This window comes from Owenweeksia hongkongensis DSM 17368 (genome assembly GCF_000236705.1).
Lineage (GTDB): Bacteria > Bacteroidota > Bacteroidia > Flavobacteriales > Schleiferiaceae > Owenweeksia > Owenweeksia hongkongensis.
The window spans coordinates 1,388,662-1,408,194 of record NC_016599.1 but is presented as its reverse complement, the minus strand read 5'-3'; the positions used below and the strand labels follow the sequence as shown (position 1 = coordinate 1,408,194).

General features: G+C 40.0%; 14 protein-coding genes and 1 pseudogene. 6 read left to right on the top strand and 9 right to left on the bottom strand.

From position 1 onward, the window contains the following. Positions 1-183: 183 nt before the first annotated feature. The 6 genes from OWEHO_RS06420 to OWEHO_RS06395 form a co-directional block, all read right to left on the bottom strand. On the bottom strand, positions 184-2,451 hold the full coding sequence (locus OWEHO_RS06420; protein WP_014201658.1) for an aconitate hydratase: 2,268 nt from the start codon (positions 2,449-2,451) through the stop codon (positions 184-186). A 202-nt stretch (positions 2,452-2,653) separates the two neighbouring features. Beyond that, positions 2,654-5,428 (bottom strand): bifunctional aconitate hydratase 2/2-methylisocitrate dehydratase, encoded by a 2,775-nt coding sequence (locus OWEHO_RS06415; protein ID WP_014201657.1) that lies wholly within the window; start codon positions 5,426-5,428, stop codon positions 2,654-2,656. A 310-nt stretch (positions 5,429-5,738) separates the two neighbouring features. Beyond that, entirely contained in the window at positions 5,739-6,677 is a 939-nt protein-coding gene (locus OWEHO_RS06410; RefSeq protein ID WP_014201656.1) for a succinylglutamate desuccinylase/aspartoacylase family protein, read from the bottom strand. Continuing rightward, the gene (purB, locus tag OWEHO_RS06405; RefSeq protein WP_041627471.1) at positions 6,677-8,017 is read right to left on the bottom strand and encodes an adenylosuccinate lyase; all 1,341 of its coding nucleotides are present in this window, start codon (positions 8,015-8,017) and stop codon (positions 6,677-6,679) included. The genes OWEHO_RS06410 and purB overlap by 1 nt, the downstream gene beginning before the upstream one ends. A 571-nt stretch (positions 8,018-8,588) precedes the next feature. Beyond that, on the bottom strand, positions 8,589-9,755 hold the full coding sequence (locus OWEHO_RS06400; protein ID WP_014201654.1) for a class I SAM-dependent rRNA methyltransferase: 1,167 nt from the start codon (positions 9,753-9,755) through the stop codon (positions 8,589-8,591). Then, complete coding sequence (locus OWEHO_RS06395; protein ID WP_014201653.1) at positions 9,745-10,203, bottom strand: type I restriction enzyme HsdR N-terminal domain-containing protein; 459 nt, start codon at positions 10,201-10,203, stop codon at positions 9,745-9,747. Before OWEHO_RS06395 ends, OWEHO_RS06400 begins: the two co-directional genes overlap by 11 nt. Before the next feature lie 186 nt (positions 10,204-10,389). Between OWEHO_RS06395 and holA the strand changes: the two genes are divergently transcribed. The 4 genes and pseudogenes from holA to OWEHO_RS06375 form a co-directional block, all read left to right on the top strand. Further along, the gene (holA, locus tag OWEHO_RS06390) at positions 10,390-11,394 is read left to right on the top strand and encodes a DNA polymerase III subunit delta (protein ID WP_014201652.1); all 1,005 of its coding nucleotides are present in this window, start codon (positions 10,390-10,392) and stop codon (positions 11,392-11,394) included. Positions 11,395-11,438: 44 nt separating this feature from the next. Next, the gene (locus tag OWEHO_RS06385) at positions 11,439-13,769 is read left to right on the top strand and encodes a TonB-dependent receptor (RefSeq protein WP_014201651.1); all 2,331 of its coding nucleotides are present in this window, start codon (positions 11,439-11,441) and stop codon (positions 13,767-13,769) included. Positions 13,770-13,870: 101 nt separating this feature from the next. Continuing rightward, positions 13,871-14,296, top strand: a complete 426-nt coding sequence (locus OWEHO_RS18605) for a helix-turn-helix domain-containing protein (protein WP_014201344.1) — start codon at positions 13,871-13,873, stop codon at positions 14,294-14,296. After that, positions 14,293-15,162, top strand: a pseudogene (locus tag OWEHO_RS06375) (IS3 family transposase); the annotation flags it as partial. The gene OWEHO_RS18605 and the pseudogene OWEHO_RS06375, both read left to right, overlap by 4 nt. A 64-nt stretch (positions 15,163-15,226) precedes the next feature. On the opposite strand, the gene OWEHO_RS06370 reads toward OWEHO_RS06375, so the two are convergent. Together OWEHO_RS06370 and OWEHO_RS06365 are read right to left on the bottom strand one after the other, a co-directional pair. Continuing rightward, entirely contained in the window at positions 15,227-15,946 is a 720-nt protein-coding gene (locus OWEHO_RS06370; protein WP_014201650.1) for a glycosyltransferase family 2 protein, read from the bottom strand. An 82-nt stretch (positions 15,947-16,028) separates the two neighbouring features. Next, entirely contained in the window at positions 16,029-16,415 is a 387-nt protein-coding gene (locus OWEHO_RS06365; RefSeq protein ID WP_014201649.1) for a T9SS type A sorting domain-containing protein, read from the bottom strand. A 189-nt stretch (positions 16,416-16,604) separates the two neighbouring features. On the opposite strand from OWEHO_RS06365, the gene OWEHO_RS06360 reads away from it, so the two are divergent. Both OWEHO_RS06360 and OWEHO_RS06355 read left to right on the top strand, forming a co-directional pair. Next, the gene (locus tag OWEHO_RS06360) at positions 16,605-18,107 is read left to right on the top strand and encodes a sensor histidine kinase (protein ID WP_223252720.1); all 1,503 of its coding nucleotides are present in this window, start codon (positions 16,605-16,607) and stop codon (positions 18,105-18,107) included. An 8-nt stretch (positions 18,108-18,115) separates the two neighbouring features. Beyond that, positions 18,116-18,817, top strand: a complete 702-nt coding sequence (locus OWEHO_RS06355) for a response regulator transcription factor (RefSeq protein WP_014201647.1) — start codon at positions 18,116-18,118, stop codon at positions 18,815-18,817. 4 nt (positions 18,818-18,821) lie between these two features. On the opposite strand, the gene OWEHO_RS17825 is transcribed toward OWEHO_RS06355, so the two are convergent. Further along, the gene (locus OWEHO_RS17825) at positions 18,822-19,418 is read right to left on the bottom strand and encodes a DUF429 domain-containing protein (RefSeq protein WP_014201646.1); all 597 of its coding nucleotides are present in this window, start codon (positions 19,416-19,418) and stop codon (positions 18,822-18,824) included. Positions 19,419-19,533 lie beyond the last annotated feature (115 nt).

Here is a 19,533-nt window from a genome sequence, read left to right as displayed (position 1 = left end):
ACCTGGACTTACGTTAATCAGTTGACTAAAATTGCTATTTATTTATGAGTCATTACACGACTCCAAAGGAGTCGGATGACAATAGAAATATTACCATCAAACAAAAAAAACTCCCCCACCTTTTCAGATGAGGGAGTTCGTCTAAATTCGAAATAAGAAACTCTAAAGTCTATCTTCTCAAGTCTATTTCTTATTGTCTTCTTTAATTTTATTCAAAGCGCTACCAGCACGGAACCATGCAATCTGACCTTCATTATAAGTGTGATTACACTTAATAGTATCGGTGCTTCCATCAGCATGTGTGATTTTGATGTGGATAGGCTTGTCTTCTGCAAACTGATCTAAATCCACTGTATCAAAAGTATCGTCTTCCTGAATCAAATCGTAATCTTCTTCTTTGGCAAAAGTCAAACCTAGCATACCTTGTTTCTTAAGGTTAGTTTCATGGATACGTGCAAATGATTTTACCAATACCACAGCCATACCCAAGTGACGGGGCTGCATAGCGGCATGCTCGCGAGAAGAACCTTCACCATAGTTGTGATCTCCCACTACTATAGTTTTGATGCCTTCTGCTTTGTAAGCACGCTGTACTTTTGGCACAGGGCCATACTCGCCAGTAAGCTGGTTTTTTACGCTATCTGTTTTATCATTAAAAGCATTTACAGCACCAGTAAGGGTGTTGTTGGAAATGTTGTCCAAATGTCCGCGGAAGCGCAACCATGGACCAGCCATAGAAATATGGTCAGTGGTACATTTTCCTTTTGCTTTGATGATTAGTTTCATGCCGGTATAATTCTTACCATCCCAAGGTTCGAAAGGGGTAAGGAGCTCTAGTCTTTCAGAACCTTCAGCTACTTTTACTTCTACCTTGCTACCATCCTCTGCTGGCTCTTGATATCCGGAATCTTCTACCGCAAAACCTTTTTCTGGTAATTCAATACCATGCGGTTCTTCCAAAAGTATTTCCTCTCCATTTTCATTTGTAAGGGTATCTTTCAGTGGGTTGAAGTCCAAACGTCCACTTATGGCAATTGCTGCTACCATTTCTGGTGAAGCCACAAAGGCGTGGGTATTTGGGTTGCCATCAGCACGCTTCGCAAAGTTTCTGTTGAAACTATGGATGATGGTATTTTTCTCTTGCTTGTCAGCTCCAGTACGCGCCCACTGACCAATACATGGTCCACAAGCGTTGGTAAAGATTGTTGCATCAAGGTCTTCAAAAGTCTTTAATATGCCATCACGGTCAGCGGTATAGCGCACTTGCTCTGACCCTGGGTTTATACCAAAATCTGATTTGGTTTTTAACTTTTTGTCTACTGCTTGCTGTGCTACAGACTGAGCACGGGTAAGGTCTTCGTAAGAAGAGTTGGTGCAAGAACCAATCAATCCCCACTCTACATCCATTGGCCAGCCGTTTTCTTTGGCTACTTCTCCCATTTTAGAAATAGGAGTTGCCAAGTCTGGCGTAAAAGGACCGTTGATGTGTGGCTCTAATTCGCTAAGGTTGATTTCAATCACTTGGTCAAAATGTTCCTCAGGATTGGCGTATACCTCGTTATCACCGGTAAGGTGCTCACGGATACCATTAGCCGCGTCTGCAACTTCAGCACGACCGGTAGCGCGCAAGTAACGCTCCATAGCATCATCATAACCAAAGGTAGAAGTGGTAGCGCCAATTTCAGCACCCATATTACAGATGGTTCCTTTTCCGGTGCCAGAAAGCGATTTTGCACCTTCTCCAAAATATTCAACTATAGCACCGGTTCCACCTTTTACGGTAAGTATACCGGCTACTTTAAGAATTACGTCTTTTGAGGCTGTCCAGCCATTCATTTTACCGGTAAGTTTTACACCGATAAGTTTCGGGAATTTAAGCTCCCAAGGCATTCCGGCCATTACATCTACCGCATCAGCACCACCTACTCCGATGGCTACCATTCCTAGTCCACCAGCATTTACAGTGTGCGAATCGGTACCAATCATCATCCCTCCGGGAAAAGCATAGTTTTCTAAAACTACCTGGTGAATAATACCTGCTCCTGGTTTCCAGAAACCGATACCATATTTATCAGAAACTGAAGAAAGGAAATTGAACACTTCACTACTCTTATTTATAGCTTCCTGAAGATCTTTATCGGCACCAATTTTAGCCTGAATAAGGTGGTCGCAGTGCACTGTAGAAGGCACAGCTGCCTGCTTTCTACCAGATTGCATAAACTGCAAAAGGGCCATCTGAGCGGTGGCATCTTGCATAGCAACACGGTCCGGAGCAAAGTCTACATAAGACTTGCCTCGGGTGTAGGCTTTATCGGTTTGCCCATCCCAAAGGTGAGCGTAAAGAATTTTTTCTGCGAGGGTAAGTGGTTTGCCGGTTACCTTTCGAGCAGCTTCAACGCGCTCTGGGAATTTGGCATACACTTCTTTAATCATGTCTATATCAAAAATCATATCTGGCTAACGATTAATGTTAAAAATTGTTCTTGAAATTTTGAGTCTAATAATGAGTCTTCAGATTAAATAATCAGGTTATTCATTTCAGTTTAGTCTAAGTCAGAAATATACGAATTCATAATGAGTAGGATTTTAAAAATTAATATTTGCCTACGGCAAAAAAAAAGCCTCGAATCAATTCCGAGGCTTTATATCAGTACTAGTTTGCTAGTAATTTATGTGAAGGTTTAAACTTAGTTAAGTCAATGCCTTCAACAGCTTTTTCATACTCTTCTAAGTTTGGCGTTCTTCCCAGCACTGTAGACAACACAACCACTGGAGTAGAAGAAAGCAGGGATTCACCTTTTTTCTCGCCAGAATCTTTTACAACTCTACCTTGGAATAAACGAGTAGAGGTTGCCATCACCGTATCTCCCGGCTCAGCTTTCTCTTGATTGCCCATACAAAGGTTACATCCCGGGCGCTCTAGGTAAAGCATGTTTTCATACTTGGTACGAGCTGCAGCTTTTGGATTGTTATCATCAAACTCAAAGCCTGAGTACTTCTGTAAAACTTCCCAGTCGCCTTCAGCTTTCAATTCATCTACAATATTATAAGTAGGAGGAGCAACTACAAGGGGAGCATTAAATTCCACTTTGCCTTGCTGCGCTTCTATATTCTTTAACATTTGAGCAAGAATCTTCATGTCTCCTTTGTGAACCATGCAAGATCCTACGAACCCAAGGTCTACTTTTTTAGTACCACCATAGTAAGAAAGCGGTCTGATGGTATCGTGTGTATATCGCTTAGAAACATCTTCGTTATTCACATCCGGGTCAGCAATCATTGGCTCAGCAATCACATCCAGGTCTACTACCACTTCTGCGTAATATTTTGCATTTTCATCTGCCTTAAGTGCAGGTTTTTCACCAGATCTGATTTCAGCAATTCGCTTATCAGCTTTAGCAATAAGGCCAGCAAGAACTTGCTTTTCATTGTCCATGCCTTTGTCAATCATAATCTGAATTCTGCCCTTAGCCATTTCCAAAGATTCGATCAACGTCTCATCTTCTGAAATACAGATAGAAGCTTTCGCTTTCATCTCAGCAGTCCAGTCGGTGAATGTAAATGCCTGGTCAGCGTTAAGAGTTCCGATATGAACTTCAATCACTCTACCTTGGAAAACATTTTCTCCACCAAATTGCTTCAGCATTTGCTGCTGTGTAGCATGCACTACATCACGGAAATCCATGTAGCTTTTCATTTCACCTGTAAAGGTAACTTTCACAGATTCTGGAATTGGCATAGAAGCCTCACCAGTGGCAAGGGCAAGGGCCACAGTACCAGAGTCGGCTCCAAAAGCTACACCTTTTGACATACGCGTGTGGGAATCACCGCCAATAATGATGTCCCAATCACTTACAGTAATGTCATTCAATACTTTGTGAATTACATCCGTCATGGCGTGATATTTACCCTTAGGGTCACGAGCTGTAATCAAACCAAAGTCGTTCATAAACGACATCAACTTAGGAATGTTGGCCTGTGCTTTCTTATCCCAAACAGAAGCTGTGTGGCATCCAGACTGGTATGCTCCATCTACAATTGGAGAAATGGTAGTAGCAGCCATGGCTTCTAATTCCTGAGAAGTCATAAGCCCCGTAGTATCCTGAGATCCTACAATATTCACTTCTACACGAACGTCAGATCCTGCGTGCAAAGTTTTGCCTGGCGTAGTTCCAACGGCATTCTTGTTGAATATTTTTTCAACAGCAGTAAGACCTTGACCTTCTTTCGAGATTTCTTTAGAAGCGGCATATACCTGAGGAGCCTCGATTCCCAAAGTTTTAGCAGCGAATGTTTGTAGTTTTTTACCAAATACCACGGCATAAGATCCGCCAGCTTTGATAAACTCTACTTTTTGTGGCGTTAATGAAGGCGAAATATTCATCAACTCCTTATCGCCATTGTATAGTTTTTTCTCTTTTGTGTTGATGGTCAAAACGGTTCCTGTTTCCACAGAATACGTTTGTTCCAATACAGGCTCGCCATCAGCGTTTACCACTGTATTACCATCAGCATCTTTTTGCTTTACCCAGTTTTTAAGGTCAATTCCGATACCTCCTGTTACACCAACGGTGGTTAGGAATATTGGTGAAATTCCATTAGTACCTGCAATGATCGGGGCCATATTGATAAACGGAACATAAGGGCTGGATTGGATTCCTGTCCATAATGCTACGTTATTTACACCAGACATTCTTGAAGAACCAACTCCCATGGTTCCCTTTTCAGCGATAAGCATAACGCGCTTATCAGGGTGAGCAGCTTTCAATTCAGAAAGTTGTTTCTGCATCTCTTTGTTGTGTTCAAAAATACACTGGCCGTGTAATTCACGATCTGATCTTGAGTGAGCATCTCCACCAGGGGAAAGTAAATCTGTAGAAATATCACCTACACCTGCAATGAAGGTTACTATGTCAATTTCTTCATCTACTTCAGGAAGCTTGGTAAAGAACTCTGCTTTAGCATAGCTTTCCAAAAGATCTTTTGCAACGGCATTTCCAGCATTGTAAGCTTCTTCCAGACGAGCCATATCAGCATCGTAAAGGAAAACCTGAGTCTTAAGAACTTTTGCTGCTTCGCTTGCAATGTTGGTATCATTACCAAGAGCAAGGTCAAGAAGTACTTTAATAGAAGGACCACCTTTCATGTGAGATAACAACTCAAATGCAAAGGCAGGCGTGATTTCTTCAACAACGGATTCACCAAGAATAATTTCCTTTAAGAATTTGGCTTTAGCTCCTGCAGCAGGAGTGGTTCCAGGTAGGGTGTTGTAAATAAAGAATTGAAGAGAATCCTTTCTGTGCGCATTGCTAGTATCTTTAATTTGAGCGATAATTTCGCTAAGCAATTCAGCACTATCAATAGGTTTTGGGTGTAATCCCTCACCTTTTCTTTCTTCAATCTCCTTGATGTAATCGTTGTAAGTCATTTGAAATCTTTTATTTTTTTAATGGGAGATTTGAGTTCCGTCAGTTAAAGTAAATAATGGCCGTAAGGCCGCTATAGTAGTTTATATCCTAAAAATTTAGGAGGTGCGAAAGTACAAAACCGACTATTCTTTTGAAAGGTGTGATATAGCCTAACTTTCAATTGATAACCTTTCTAAATAATGTGGCAGGTAGCGGGTGAAATATTCGAATTTTCAAATCATTCCGGACGGAGGAACGAAGACCCAGAATCTATTGAAATAGATCGGAAAAGGATTCCAGCTCCTTGGCTGGAATGATTCTTTTCAAGAATCACATCCCAATATGGAAAAGTGCATCACCTTTGTGAATCAGTGGGAAGTTATTGTGGCCAATGATGTAACCGTCATAAGGACTTTTTACTTTGACCGAGTAATCATTAGTAGGGCTTGAGATATAGCCAATGGTTTGCCCTTCTTTTACCTTTTTGCCTGACTCCTTTTTGTGACGAAATAGGCCAGAAGCTTCAGCACGCACCCAGTGAGACTCAGTAAACACACGAGTTTTTCCCGCTGCAGGAGATTTGTCAAGCATTTCAAAATGATGAAGCACACGCTTTATTCCCTGAAGACCATTATCTACAGTTTTGGGGTCAATGCGCAGTGTCTCGCCACCTTCAAATACGATTACGGATTTCCCTAAATCTTTGGCGGTTTCCCTAAAGGAACCTTTGATAAGAGGTGAGTTTAACGTGAAAGGAGCTGAAAAAGCAGTGGCTACATCTTCGGCTAATTTATCGCCAAATTCATAACGTATTTGCGGGAAGTTGGTCCGGCTAGCTCCACCCGTATGAAAATCAATACCAAAGTCAATTTCAGGAAGAATGTTGTGTGTCATCACTCGAGCTACCATACTCGCTAGTGAACCATCTTCTTTACCAGGGAAACTGCGGTTTACATCTTTGCCATCAGGCACATCACGAGAAAAGTTGATGAAGCCATACACATTGATTATTGGCATGGCTACTATGCTTCCTTTCAAGAGTTTTCCTGCAATATTTTTATTGAGAAATCTCCTTACGATTTCGATACCATTGACTTCATCACCATGCATACCGCCACTTAGCAAAATAATAGGGCCAGGTTCGTTGCTCCTTATCACATGTACAGGCATGGTGATTTGAGTACCCGAAGGCAAGCGTGCTACGTTTAGCTCCACATAGCAGCTTTGCCCCGGCTCAACATTTATTCCATCAATTGTAATGGTGCGCATTACAGTCCTGTATAGTTTTGAGGAGTAAGTGCTCTCAATTCTGTTTTCACCGCATCACTTACTTCAAGAGTGTCTATAAAAGCGCCAATACTTTGCTTATTGATTTTCTCATTAGTACGAGTCAATCCCTTTAAAGCTTCGTAAGGGTTTTCAAAACCTTCTCTTCTTAATATATTCTGAATACCTTCAGCTACTACAGCCCAGTTATCTTCCAAATCCTGATTTAGCTTTTCCTCATTAAGCAATAGCTTGCTCAAACCACGAAGGGTAGAAGAAATCGCAATGTGCGTGTGACCTAGTGGCACGCCTACATTTCTCAAAACAGTACTGTCAGTAAGGTCGCGCTGAAGGCGGCTTACAGGAAGTTTTGCCGAAAGGTGCTCAAAAAGTGCGTTGGCAATCCCTAAGTTACCTTCGCTATTTTCAAAGTCGATTGGGTTTACTTTGTGTGGCATAGCTGATGATCCAACTTCGCCTTCCTTAATTTTTTGCTTGAAGTAATCCATGGAAACATAGGTCCAGATATCACGATCAAGATCAAGGATGATATTATTGATGCGCTTCATGCAATCAAAAAGAGCAGCCATATTATCATAATGCTCAATTTGTGTGGTAGGCCACGATTGCTGAAGTCCTAAAGTTTCGTTTACAAAGCTTTCGCCAAATGCTTTCCAGTCAATTTCTGGGTATGCTGCATTATGAGCATTGAAGTTTCCGGTAGCACCACCAAACTTTGCCGAGAACGGAATGTGGCGAAGCTGACGCAATTGCTGGTCAATGCGCTCTACAAATACCATAATCTCTTTTCCTAAACGGGTAGGAGAGGCAGGCTGGCCGTGTGTACGGGCAAGCATTGGGATGTCTTCCCATTGGCTAGCAAGCTCACCAAGGGTTACCTCCAGCTCACCAAGCATTGGGATGTATTCATTTTCTACATACTCCTTTATACTAAGAGGAACAGCGGTATTATTAATGTCTTGTGAAGTAAGACCGAAGTGTACAAACTCACGAAATTTACCAAGTCCCAGCTCATCAAGGTTTTTCTTAATAAAGTACTCCACGGCTTTTACATCGTGGTTGGTAATTTTTTCGGTGTCCTTAATTTCTTGAGCCTCCTTGGTTGTAAAATCAAGATACATATCTCTAAGCTCAATAAACTTAGCACGGTCAAAACCTTGAAGTTGAGGCAGCGGTAACTCGCAAAGGGCGATGTAGTATTCTATCTCAACCTGAATTCTATATTGAATAAGGGCAAACTCTGAAAAGTAATTTTTCAGGTTGTCCGTGGTTCTTCTGTATCGGCCATCTATTGGTGAAATGGCAAGCAATTGATTTTCCATTATCCTGTGTTTAGGGGCGCAAAAATAATTATTTAAATCAGGCGTAAGGGTATGGTTAACCGAAATAACAGTCTTAGGGTAATGTTTTGAAACAACACCCTTGCGATGAGGGTTATTATTCGATGACTGGGAGTGAGAGAAAGAAGGAAAGAATTGAACTAATTCAAAATGGTCGTTTGTAAAGTTAGGCTTACAAATTAAGCCGAGGCTCATTAAATTCGATAAACATAATTTCTAAGTAGATGATTCAACTAAAATTTTCATAAGATAAATTGTGTGAAATAGGGAAATAGGAAAGAGAAGTTGGGCTAATCTACACCAACTTCTTTTTTTTGAATTTTAAGAAATAGGTTAGTGAGAGTTAAAATAAAATGTTAAATTATTGTAAAATATTTCTTACAAACAAAAAGGCTTTTTATCTTTGCCCCATATTTAACAATTAGTTTTTAAGACTTTCATTACCGAAAGCATTAGCATATAGGTAGTAGTCTTTTCATAACGAAGGTTAGGTTATTAGAAAAATGGAAAAGAAGGTATCCCGTTTGTTTACGGGATGCCTTTTTTTGTGCCTCTATGAGATGTGCAGGATGAATCCCTTCAGATACTCACCTTCAGGGTGGTAGATGTTTATAGGATGATCAACAGGTTGCGTAAGCCTGTCCATTATTTTAATATTTCTGCCAGACTCTATAGCTGCTGCTCTTAGAGTGTCTTCAAAAAGCTGTGCTCCTACATGTTGTGAGCAGGAGAAGGTAAAAATGATTCCACCTTCCTTAATTTTTTTCATGGCCGCCAGGTTTAGTCTTTTATAACCTTGCACAGCATTGTGCACCGAGCGGTGATTTTTTGCGAAAGCCGGAGGGTCAAGAATAATCACATCATATTGATCACCATCATTTTTAAGGTGTTCAAATACATCCGAGGCGATTCCTTTGTGTCTATCTGCTACATTATTTAGTTCCGCATTTTCATTAGCCAACTGCACGGCAGCTTCCGAAATATCTACAGAAACGGCTAATTCAGCACCAGCTTTCAGGGCATAGATTGAAAAACCTCCACTATAGGAAAAGGTATTTAGCACTTTTTTTCCTTTGCTGAAATCTGTCAGGCGCTTCCGGTTTTCCCTTTGATCAATAAAGAAACCTGTCTTTTGTCCACCTTCCCAATCAATATTGAATTTGAGCCCATGCTCTAATGCTACAGTTTTTGAACTTTCCCCAGCAAGGGTTCCTATCATATTATGCGGAACAGAAATTTTATCAGCGGGTTTGCTGAAAACATGATTGATGTGACCTTCCTTCATCAGGGTGTCAGCAATCAGCTGCAAATAAGGTATCCATCCTTCAAGGTGAATTTGGATAACGGCCGTATCAGCGTATTTGTCGATAATGAGGCCCGGAAGATTATCACCTTCTCCAAATACCAGGCGGCAGCAATCGGTGTAGTTATTTTTTAACACTTCAGTTTGATAGCGGTAGTCCAGTGCCTTTTTTATTTTTTGAATAATAAGGTCTTCCACATTTTCTACAGGCTCAAAAGAAAGAATGTTTACAGCAATGCTTTTGCGATGGAAGAACCCCAGCGCTTGGAAGTTTCCTTTAAAATCTAAAACTTCTACAATTGAGCCTTCTTCAAAGTCTTGAGGTAACTCCTTAAACGCACCTGAAAATATCCAAGGGTGCTTGCGGTGCAGAAATTTCTCCTTGCCTTTCTTTAGGCTGATGGTATTATAATTCATCAAACGTGGGTATGTCTTTTAAAAATGTGTACTCGCCAATTTCATAATCCACCTTAGCCGAAAAATGAGTGAGACCATTGGTGATAAGTATATAAGGCGTTTTGTAGTGTAAGTTGTATCGTGCGGCCTGGTCAAAAGTAGTTTGCGAAATAGGCACTTGGGGGGCTTTACACTCTACCAAAAGTATGGGTTGCGAGTTTTTATAAATCAATATGTCCGTGCGCTGTAGTTTTTGATTTAGGTGAAAACCACCTTCAAGGGCAATGCTACTTTTTGGGAAACCATGACTGCTTATAAGTAGATGCACAAAATGCTGGCGTACCCATTCCTCAGGATTAAGGTGTAGATATTTTTTTCTAATGTCATCCCACACCATCAGCTTGTCGGCTTTTTTGGCCAGCTTCAGTTGTGCCTCAGGAAGATTTAGGGGAACTAGGTTTTTGAACATGGGGACAAAGGTAAGGTGAGTGTCCTTAACTTTTCCAAAGTTCTAAACTTTGGAAAAGCTTTACAGGACGGAACGTAGCCCTGTCAGAGTTTCAAACTCTAACAGGGCTTATTTATTAAGGGTGTAGATTTCTATTCATAATAAGCTACAATCAAACCGCAGTAATTTCGTTTTTTTGCAGCGCTTATGACTTACCATGACATTGTAAAGGAGATTAAAGGAGGCACTTTTCGTCCCATCTATTTTTTGATGGGAGACGAGCCTTACTTTATTGATAGCATTACGCACCTCATAGAAAAAACGGCATTGCCTGAAGATCAGCAGAGTTTTAACCAAACGGTGCTGTATGGTAATGATACCAATATGCAAACCATAATAGGGGAGGCTAAGCGCTATCCTATGATGGCGGACAGGGTGGTAATCATAGTGAAGGAGGCGCAGCATTTGATTAGAACTATTGATCAGCTGGAAAGCTATGTGCAGAATGTGCAGCCCAGTACGGTGCTGGTATTTGCCTATAAATATAAAACCCTTGATAAGCGCAAAAAACTTTACAAACTAATAAGCAACGGTAATGTATTGCTGGAGTCAAAGAAGTTGTATGATAATCAAATTCCGGATTGGATTGCGCAGCATTTAAACCAAAAGGGCTATAAAGCATCTATGAAAGCATGTGTGCTTTTGGCGGAAAGCTTGGGTACCGACTTGAGTAGAATTGACAATGAGCTGAAGAAGCTGGAACTGGTGGTGCCTAAAGGAGGAACCATCGATGAGGTGGCGGTAGAGGAAAATATTGGCATCAGTAAGGACTACAACAATTTTGAGTTGATAAAAGCACTAGGAGAAAAGAACTTTACAAAAGCAATGACTATACAGCGACATTTTGCGTCAAATCCAAAGGATAACCCCTTGGTGGTGACCATTGGCTTGCTGTTTGGTTTTTTTGTAAAGCTAATGCTGGTGCATCAAGCGAAGGATAAAAGTCCTAAAGGTTTAGCATCATTACTTAAGGTGAATCCTTTTTTTGTAAAAGATTACCAAACCGGAGCATTAAATTATAATTTGAAAAAACTGTCTCGCATAATTGGCTATTTACGTGAGTGTGACAAGCGATCCAAGGGCGTTGGAAACGCAACAACTCCGGATGGTGAATTGCTTCGTGAGTTGATTTTTAAAATCATATATACCTGATTTGTAATAATAATAAGATATTTGGCATCCCTATAAAAATCCCTATGAAAATAAAATATACTCTTTCATTAGTTATTTGCTTGTTTTTTAGCGCTTTGGCTTTTGCTCAAACTGGCAAGGTAAGAGGCTTTGTAATTGATAAAGAAAGTGACGCTCCCATTCCCTTTGCCAATGTAGTGGTGCAAGGTTTAAGTATTGGAGCTGTAGCCAATGATGAAGGTTACTTTATTCTATCCAATGTTCCATTAGGCAAACAAACCATAGAGATAAGTTTTGTAGGATACGAAACTATAACTGAAGAGGTAGTGGTTTCTGAGGTTAGAATCGCTTCTGTAAAGATATATATGGGTGCTTCATCAGAGCTTTTGCAGGATGTAGAGGTGAGTGCTGACAGGCAGGAAAGAGAAACCAAAGTATTGACTGGAGTAGTGAGTCTTGATCCAAAAGAAATTCAACAGTTTTCGGTTGGTGGTGATGCGGATATTATCAAAGCTATTCAGGTTTTACCTGGTGTGGTAACCACTGGAGACCAAGGAGGGCAGCTGTACATTCGTGGTGGCGCCCCAATTCAAAACCTTATTACGCTTGATGGGATGATTGTATATAATCCATTTCACTCTATTGGTTTTTTCTCAGTATTTGATGCAGATATAATTCAATCCGCAGATGTTTATTCCGGTGGTTTTAATGCTGAATATGGTAGCAGAAACAGTGCGGTGATGGATGTTCGCACACGGGTGGCTAATCGTAAAGAGATGAGCGGAAAAGTTTTTGCCAGTACTTATTCTTCTAAGTTACTCTTGGAAACTCCAATGGGAAAGAAGAACGAGAGAGGAATGGCCCCGGTCTCATTAATGGTTTCAGCCAAAACTTCATATTTGGAACAAAGTAGCCAAATATTTTACCCTTATGTGGAAACAGAATATGATGGACTTCCATTTAACTTTACTGATGTATATGCTAAGCTGAGCAGCCAGTCTGATAACGGAAGTAAGTTTAACGTATTCGGTTTTTCATTTGATGACGGAGTAAGATTTGCGTCAGATAATAGCATTGACTGGAATTCACTTGGTGCAGGATTTAATTTTACTGCGGTACCGGCAAGCTCTTCTGTATTGATTGATGGAGGTGCCAGTTATTCTAACTATGAAATAGTTTCTATAGAAGGCGCAGGAGAATCACCCAAGGAAAGTTCAATAAGTGGCTTTAATGGAGGTTTGGACTTTACCTATTTCCTGCGCGAAAATGAGCAGTTTAAATATGGACTGGAGGCCATTACTTACCGAACTGCATTGAAGCTTCCAGCTGGAGACTTTTTGCCAAAAAGTGAAGAAATACAGAATACTACAGAGCTTGGAGCATATGCTCAATATAAGTTTACCGCAAAAAGATTAATAATTGAACCAGGTTTTAGGGTTCATTATTATGGCTCTCAAGATGAAGTTTCTTTGGAGCCTAGATTAGGTTTAAAATATACTATTAATGACTGGCTTAGACTTAAGGCTTCAGGAGGTTTGTATTCTCAAAACTTAGTTGCCTCCAACTCAGACAGGGATGTGGTGAACCTATTTTACGGATTTTTAAGTGGTCCGGACGATGTGCCAAGTACATTTAGAGGTGAAACCATTCCTACTGCTTTACAAAAGGCAAAGCATGTGGTAGCAGGGTTAGAAATTGAAGTATCAAAAGAAATCACATTGAACATTGAAGGGTACATAAAAGACTTTGATCAAATCACTAATGTTAACAGAAATCAGATTTACGCGTCAGACAATAATGATCCTGACATTGCAGAGATCTACAAGACTAAATATATTGTAGAGCAGGGTTTAGCTCAGGGTATTGATTTACTCGCCACCTATCGTACTAAAAAGCTATACTTGTGGGCGGCCTATTCGCTTAGTAAAGTTACCCGTGATGATGGTCTTCAGGAATACTATCCTTACTTTGATAGACGCCATAATTTAAACTTGGTGGGTAACTACACTTTTGGTGAAGAGGGTACTTGGGAATTTAGCCTGAGATATAATTTTGGTACAGGTTTTCCATTTACACCAACTCAAGGCTACTATAGTCAGTTGACATTTATTGATAATACAGGAAATGCGCAGCCATCTCAAGACCTTACGACCACCAATGGAAATCCTGCGGTTATTTATGGTGACTTGAACGATAAAAGGCTTCCAAACTATCACCGTGTGGATTTGTCAATCAAGAAAACAATTACACTTAAAAATGAAAACGTACTTGAGCTTTCAGCTGGAGCAACTAATATTTTGAACTACGAAAACATTTTTTATTGGGATAGAGAGGAGAATAAGCGTGTGAACCAATTGCCAATCATGCCAACTGTATCTCTTATGTACAGCTTTTAATGATTGAGTTTAAAGAATAAAAAAAAGCGACCAATGGTCGCTTTTTTTGTTTTGTATTTGTTGTCACGTCCTGAAATAGCGTTACACAAATTTGTAACCTTATGAAAGACAATGGCTACGTAAAGCGTACACAAAAAGATTACAGCTTAAACTTCAAGCTGCAAGTTGTCCAAGAAATAGAACGGGGCGAGTTAAGTCAGCATGGAGCAGTCCGAAAATATGGCATTCAGGCTCGCAGTACTGTGCTGAGTTGGTTAAGAAAGTATGGTAACTTTGATTGGGAAAATCAAACTCCAATACAAATGCCCAAAACTCCAGAACAAAAACTGATGGAACTAGAGCAAAAAGTTCGGCTATTAGAAAAGCAGAAAAAGCAGCTGGAACATCAAATAGAACGAGCCGACAAAAAGGCGATCATCTTTGATATGATGATAGATATAGCCGAGAAAGAGTACAATATTCCAATCAGAAAAAACTCCTTACCCGAACAGTCAACCAATACAAAGAACACTACCAAGAAAGCCTAACGGCTACCTGTAGATTGTTCGGGTATAGCCGTCAAGTTTATTATCGCGCCATTAAAGCCGAAGAAGCCAAAAAGCAACGTGCGCAAAAAGTAGTATCACTCGTGCAGGAAAAGCGCATGTCCATGCCTCGGCTAGGCACACGTAAACTTTACCACTTGCTACAGCCAGAGCTGCAAGCACTGGGCGTGGGTCGCGATAAATTGTTCCACATTCTAAAAGCAAATCACATGTTAATACAACCCAAGAAATCATACCATATTACCACCAACTCACACCATAGGTTCCGCAAACACAAAAACGTGATTGCAGACTTACCCATTACCCGGCCAGAGCAGCTTTGGGTGGCCGATATAACTTATGTGGGTACCCGAGAAAACCCCATGTACCTGGCTCTAGTTACCGATGCCTACTCAAAAAAGATAGTAGGCTACAATGTATCAAACAGTTTGAGTGTGGATGGTGCGCTATCTGCCTTAAAGCAAGCTATCAAAAATCGAAAATACCCTAGCCAACCTCTGATCCATCACTCAGACAGAGGCCTACAATATTGTAGCACCGATTACCAAAAACAACTGGCTAAAGCCAAAATAACCTGTAGCATGACAGAGTCTTATGACCCATATGCCAACGCCATAGCGGAACGTATAAACGGTATTTTAAAGCAAGAATTTATTGAAGTAGTAAAGGCCGATAAACTAGACATCATGAAGCCTTTGGTGGAAGACAGTGTAAGCATTTATAATAAACAAAGGCCACACCTCTCCTGCCAAATGAACACTCCAGAACAAATGCATAAACAAGATCAGGTCAAAATAAAATCCTATAAAAAACAAAACCTTGGTGAAGCTAGCTTCACCAAGGTTTAATTACTATGTTTAATCTATATAAAAACCTGTATCGGTTATTTAGGACGGGACATGTCGCTTATTTCTATTGAAACAGATTGTATTTTAAAATGGAGTAGATGGCTCTGAATCCGTCTTTCCAACCAATGTGTTTTCCTTCTTCAAAGGTTCTTCCGTAGTAGCTTATTCCTACTTCATATATCCTGATTTTAGGAATACGCGCAATTTTTGCAGTTACCTCTGGTTCAAAACCAAAACGTTGCTCTTTTAAGTTGAGACTTTGAAGAGTTTTGGTGTTAAACATTTTATAGCATGTTTCCATATCTGTAAGGTTGAGATTTGTAAACATGTTTGATAAAAAGGTGAGGAACTTATTTCCAATAGAGTGCCAAAAGAAAAGGATACGGTGAGGATTTCCGCCCATAAATCTAGAGCCATATACTACATCTGCAAAACCATTTACAATAGGCTTTAGCAAAATGTTAAACTCTTCAGGATCATACTCCAAATCTGCATCCTGGATAACGGTGAAATCACCGGTCGCTTTTTCAATTCCAGTGTGCAAAGCAGCACCCTTACCTTTGTTTTTTTCGTGCTTGTAATACTGAATGTTCAATTCAGGGTTAGCATCTTTATATCGTAAGATAGCCTCTTCAGTATCATCTGTAGAGTAATCATTTACCAAGATTACTTCCTTGGTAATGTTATTAATCAGCTGAACAGCTTTTACTTTATCCAGTATTTCATGGATGGTTTTACCTTCGTTGTAGGCAGGTATTACAATAGAAAGCTTAGATATGGGCATACTATAAATTTGAGCCGGCAAATATAAGCTTTAGGGATAAAGCAAGTAGAGCCGATAGAAAACTATCGGCTCAAACAGGTATTTATACTTTTTGGAATTTATAACTCACACCATTACAGCTTATAATGTAAATACCAGTGTTTAGCTTTGAAACATCAACAATGCCTTTTTGGCCTATGAATCCGTTCCATACTTTTTTGCCAGTAAGGTTGTAGATGCTGACTTCCTCATTTTGTAATCCCACTTTATCACTAAGTATAACTGTGAGGTTTTCACGGCAAGGGTTAGGGAAAAAGGATAACGAGTTGACGCCCTCAATGGTTTCTGATTGACTTAAAACCCTGGGAGGTGGTGGCGGTGCCAGCGGGTTTTCAGTTAGCACATTTTCATCTTGTCCAAAAGATACTTGACTCCCAAGGAGCATCAGGCCTGCAATAATTGCAGTGCTTAGTTTGTTTACATTTTTCATAATTCATGTTTTTGTTTTTCGTATTGTAAATCTACTTAGTTGACATAGTGATTGTTGTTAAGGGTTGCACAACGATTGTTAAAGAGTAGTTAAAGTTCTGGTAGGCCTTAGCGGGAAGCTTAAATTTGTAGAGATATGAGAATGAAACTTACCAAAAGCAGGAAGCGGATAAATTGGCTAATAGCTTTAATGACTATTTCACTACTAGGTATTACAGGTATTCAGGCCTATTGGCTTACCAATTCTTACCAGTTGGAAGAAGAGAAGTTTGATCAAGATGTAGCGGAGGCGTTGACAGGGGTTTCTAGAAGACTGGAAACCTTGGAAACAATTAATTTTTTATACGAGAACTTTAAGCTCGATCCTTTCTTCAGCCCTCAGTTTAGCAGCTTTTATAATGAAAAGTATATACAGGATAGTTCATTGCTCATTGAGGGCACCAGTGGTCATTTTAGCATTGCTGTAAAGATGAATGATGATTCGATTTTGGTGCATGAAAATCGGACTGAAAATACTCCAGGTATTCGTTATTCCAATAGGGATACATCTTACCGTGTAACACTTACCGAAAGGGAGAAAATAGCGATGCGTTTAAAAAAGATGGACGCGGTGTTTGATCAGTTGATACGGAGTTCCATAAATCGAAAAATGGGGGTGAAAAGCCAGGTTACTGAGGAGCATCTCGATTCCATTCTTTCTTTTGAATTGCACAGTAGGGGCATTACCATTCCTTATGAATACTCGGTTGCAGAAGGGAATAAAGTAGTGCTTACGAGTCAGAATTGGGATGAAACTCCACAAGCACACATGGCTACCCTGTTTCCAAATGACTTTTATGGGCGAAGTCATTTGCTGGTGAATTTCCCCGGAAAAACAAGTTACTTAATAAGCTCTATGTGGTTTACGCTGCTTATAAGCTTACTTTTTACAATGGCCATAATTTTCACTTTTGCAAGAACCCTGTCCTATTCGCTACAGCAAAAACGTATTAGTGAAATAAAGACTGATTTTATCAATAACATGACCCATGAGTTTAAAACACCAATAGCCACAATAAACCTTGCTATTGATGCTTTAAAGAATCCTAAAGTGATACATGATCCTGCTAAAATTGAGCATTATAGCCAAGTGATAAGACAAGAGAATAGCCGTATGAATATGCAGGTAGAAAGCGTATTGAGAATGGCTTTGATGGATAAAAAAGAGTTGGAGTTAAGCTTTGAACCTATACTTATTACGGATATAATAGATGAGTGCTTACAGCATTTGCAGCTTGCATTAGAAAGTAAAGGAGGAAAAGTCACACACCGATACAACGATAATGGGGTTCGTTTGTCTATTGATAAAAACCACCTTTCCAACACAATTATTAATGTGCTGGACAATGCGGTAAAATACTCTGTAAATGCCCCGGAAATTACAGTGGTAACTGAGCGCACACAGGAGTATTTTATTTTGATAATTGGGGATAGAGGCCTGGGCATGACACGCGAAGAGCAGAAACATATTTTTGATCGCTTTTACCGCGTTACTTCAGGAAATGTTCACAATATAAAAGGACATGGACTAGGCCTTAGCTATGCACACGGGATAGTGCAGGCACATGGTGGAAAAATAGAAGTGGAAAGTGAAAAGGGCAAAGGGAGTACGTTTTACATCTATTTGCCGTTATATCCAGAGAACGAAAACTAAACTAAGAAGTGGAAAAAGCAACACAAATACTTTTGGTAGAAGACGACCCAAACTTTGGGGCAGTATTAAGAGATTACCTCGAATTACATGATTTTGATGTAGTGTTGGCCAAAGATGGAGTACAAGGTTTGCAGGCCTTTAAAGGTTTAGAGCCCGACTTATGTATTCTGGATGTAATGATGCCCCACAAGGATGGATTTACTCTTGGAGGAGAAATAAAAGAAATCGCACCTCAGATGCCCTTAATATTTCTTACCGCCAAATCGTTAAAGGAAGATATGCTCAAAGGTTATCAGGTAGGAGCTGATGATTATATCGTAAAGCCCTTCGATTCTGAAGTATTGCTTTATAAAATTAAAGCCGTGCTTAGCAGAAAAAGTGGCGGGGAAGCTGAAGATGAAAATGTAGAGTTTGAAATAGGAACTTATAGCTACAATTCGGAAACACGTGTGCTGACTCATCCCGAAGTCCAAAATACTTTAAGTCCAAAGGAAGGAGCCTTGCTAAGCTTGCTTTTGCGAAACAAAAATCATGTGGTTAGTCGATCTGAGGCTTTAAAAAAGATATGGAAAGACGAAAATTACTTTACGGGAAGGAGCATGGATGTATATGTGGCCAAGCTTAGAAAACATTTGAAACACGATGAATCTGTAGCATTAGTAAATGTGCACAGCGAAGGGTTTCGTTTAGTAGATCAGGTAAGCAGTTAATCATTTAAATGTAAATCAAGCCTTCTTCTCTATGTCCATATGTTTTGGGCTTTTTAAATAATGAGTTTATAGCCGAAATGAGAGCGAGAAGCGCATCCAGGTGATGCCACGTCTTAATGTCTGCTTTGTCTATCTTTATACTAGCGGGGAGAATATTAATTACTTCCTGAGCACAACTGGATAAATTTTGCAGGCTGCCCTTGTAATCACAATCTCTGAGTTTTAGTTGATTGGCCATCACAATTGGATAGGTTTCAAATACTTTGAGTCCCAAAGACTTTAATCGGCTCTTTAATTCTATGGCCCTTGCCGCTAATCCCCCTAAAAACATAGGAGACATAGCATTTAATTCTAGGTCAGCTTTGCGAAAATGATAATTGTTAAAGCCGGGTAAATTGCGATACACACCCGGCAGCGAGAGGGGGGCGTCAATAAATATTTTGGACGGCATAAAATGCTCGGCTGCATTTAAAATGAAGGAGTCGGCATCTACGCCTTGTGACATGTCTAAAAAGAAAACATCACCATCATTAAAAACACTTATCACTGTATTTCCGGTGAGTTTGCTTCCGTAATCTATACCAAATACTACTTGGGACATATCTAAATTTCTAAGTCTACAATTATCTCCATGCTTTTCTATTTACCTTTTACTCTTGCTGTCACAAAAACGGTGATACTACCTAAATACTCTACAACAAAGCAGGGGAGATTGT